The sequence below is a fragment of the Spiroplasma sp. ChiS genome, assembly GCF_002968355.1.
Classification (GTDB): Bacteria; Bacillota_I; Bacilli_A; order Mycoplasmatales; family Mycoplasmataceae; genus Spiroplasma; species Spiroplasma citri.
In genome coordinates this window covers 1-2,023 of sequence record NZ_PUUH01000061.1, presented here as the reverse complement: position 1 = coordinate 2,023, position 2,023 = coordinate 1, and the positions used below count along the sequence as shown (strand labels likewise).

General features: G+C 21.5%; 4 protein-coding genes and 1 pseudogene. All 5 read right to left on the bottom strand.

All coding sequences use genetic code 4. The features are described 5' to 3' along the window. Positions 1-337, bottom strand: a pseudogene (locus C6B38_RS02605) (hypothetical protein); the annotation flags it as partial. 49 nt (positions 338-386) lie between these two features. Next, entirely contained in the window at positions 387-620 is a 234-nt protein-coding gene (locus tag C6B38_RS02600; RefSeq protein WP_105298547.1) for a hypothetical protein, read from the bottom strand. A gap of 17 nt (positions 621-637) precedes the next feature. Further along, the gene (locus tag C6B38_RS02595; protein ID WP_105298546.1) at positions 638-907 is read right to left on the bottom strand and encodes a site-specific DNA-methyltransferase; all 270 of its coding nucleotides are present in this window, start codon (positions 905-907) and stop codon (positions 638-640) included. Beyond that, entirely contained in the window at positions 882-1,394 is a 513-nt protein-coding gene (locus C6B38_RS02590; protein WP_146693275.1) for a site-specific DNA-methyltransferase, read from the bottom strand. The genes C6B38_RS02595 and C6B38_RS02590 overlap by 26 nt, the downstream gene beginning before the upstream one ends. A 125-nt stretch (positions 1,395-1,519) precedes the next feature. Continuing rightward, positions 1,520-1,960 carry a DUF3627 domain-containing protein gene (locus C6B38_RS02585; protein ID WP_105298544.1) on the bottom strand — a complete coding sequence of 147 codons (441 nt, stop codon included), beginning with the start codon at positions 1,958-1,960 and terminating at the stop codon, positions 1,520-1,522. Positions 1,961-2,023 lie beyond the last annotated feature (63 nt).

The following is a 2,023-nucleotide window of genomic DNA, read 5'->3' as shown; positions in this document are numbered from 1 at the left end:
TTCCAAGATTTAATCAAAAAAGTATAAAATCAATTGGAAAATAAATTATTAAATTTATTAATAATAGTAGGATAATTTTTCAGAAATTATGACATTTTATTAAATAAATAATCCTTAATAAAATTGCTAATAAACCAGTTCCTAAATTTCAACATAATGATCCTAGCGTAAAACCTCATAATGATAAATCAACTAATAAATGACCAACAAAACCAATAAATAAACATCAATATCAATTTAAAATAAAAGTACTAATAAAAACTGGAATTAAAAATAATGGAATTGATGTTCTTAAAATAATTTGTATTCGCATTACTTGGGATAATACAACCATCATCGCAATTAAAACTGCTATATAATTTATGTTTTTAATTAATAAAAAATAATTATTGTTTTTGCATTTTTTTATATTTAGCATAACTAAGGCCCAATTTTTTAGCTTGTCGTTTATCTTTTTGTTTTTGTTTATATTCTTCATCAATTAAATTAATGTTGTTTAATAATTCTGTTTTTTCTACGTCAGACAAACCACAATTAGATAATGCAATTAAATAAAGTTTTTGTTTTTCTTGTTCTAATTCTATTTTTTCTAACTTAGCCAAAATTGAAGCAATATTCATTTTTTCTTTCCTTTCTCTTAAAATTCAAATTTAAACTGAATATCTTTTAATCTTTTTTTAATTATTTTGTAATATTCATTATTTATTTCACAACCCAATCACTTTCGTTTTAATTGTTCACAAGCATACGCGGTTGTGCCACTTCCCATAAAACAATCTAAAATTAAATCATTTTCTTTACTATATTTACTAATTAATCGATTAAATATATATAGTGGTTTTTTTGTTGGGTGTCTCGTTAATTTTTTTCCGATTGAATAATTAAAAATTGTTTTTTTTACTTTCATAATCTTTTTTATAATTCGGAATTCGATGTTTTTTAGAATAAATTATCATACAGTATTCTTTATCTTGATAAATATGATTATTAGTTGGCATTGGATTTGTTTTGTTTCAAAGAATAAAATCATAAAGCATATCTTTTTTACGAACTCAATCTAAATAATCAATAATTTGTTGTCTATTCATTCAAATTAACATAAATTTAGTTTTTGAAATTCGGTAAAATTCATCTAAATAAGTATTTATATCAAATGAATTATGCAAATTATTATCATAGATAGCATTAATATATTTATTTATACTTTTTGATATATTATTTTTATTTATTTGCTCGTTTTTTCTTTTTGGTAAATTATATAAATAGGGTGGATCAGTTAAAATTAAATCAACGCTATCGTTTTCTAATGTCTTTATAAATTCCAAAGCATCTCCATTTATTAATTTTCCTAAATTTGTTTTAAACATTTTTTCACCTTTTGCCTTTCGCTTCACTTTAAAGGTGATCGCAGACACTATACTATTGTGTTTTAAAATATACAGTGAACTTTATATGTTATGTCTATTTAATATATAATCTTAAAACTTTGTATATTATTTAAAACTTTTTGGGAAATATTTTAATTTAAACTTTTTAAGTCTTTAATTAATTGTTCTTCTTTTTCAACACTTAAATTTGCTAAATTATTTTTATTTGTTTTTACTTTTTTAGGTTCACTTGAAAATAATGCTTCTTTCATATTAGTAGAGTAATTTTGTTTATATTGATTATATAAATTAATTAATTCCGTTCCAGTTAAACTCTTTCAAATATTACGCTTTAAATTTTCATCATATTTTACAATAGAATAATAATTATCATAAATTAAACCGATTGCTACTTGATTACAATTTTTTTCACTCTGATAAATAAAATTATTACTCAATCAAAAACCAATATGACGATTATGATTGGGTAAATTTATAAATGAAGCTTTATCTGTTCTAAAAACTATAAATTCTCTTCGAATAAAGTAATTTTCTATGTTAATATTCTTCTTATAACTTGGTTTCTGATACATTACTCAAATCAACTCGCTTTCGGTTACACTGCATTGAACAAACATTTAACTTAAAATACAAAC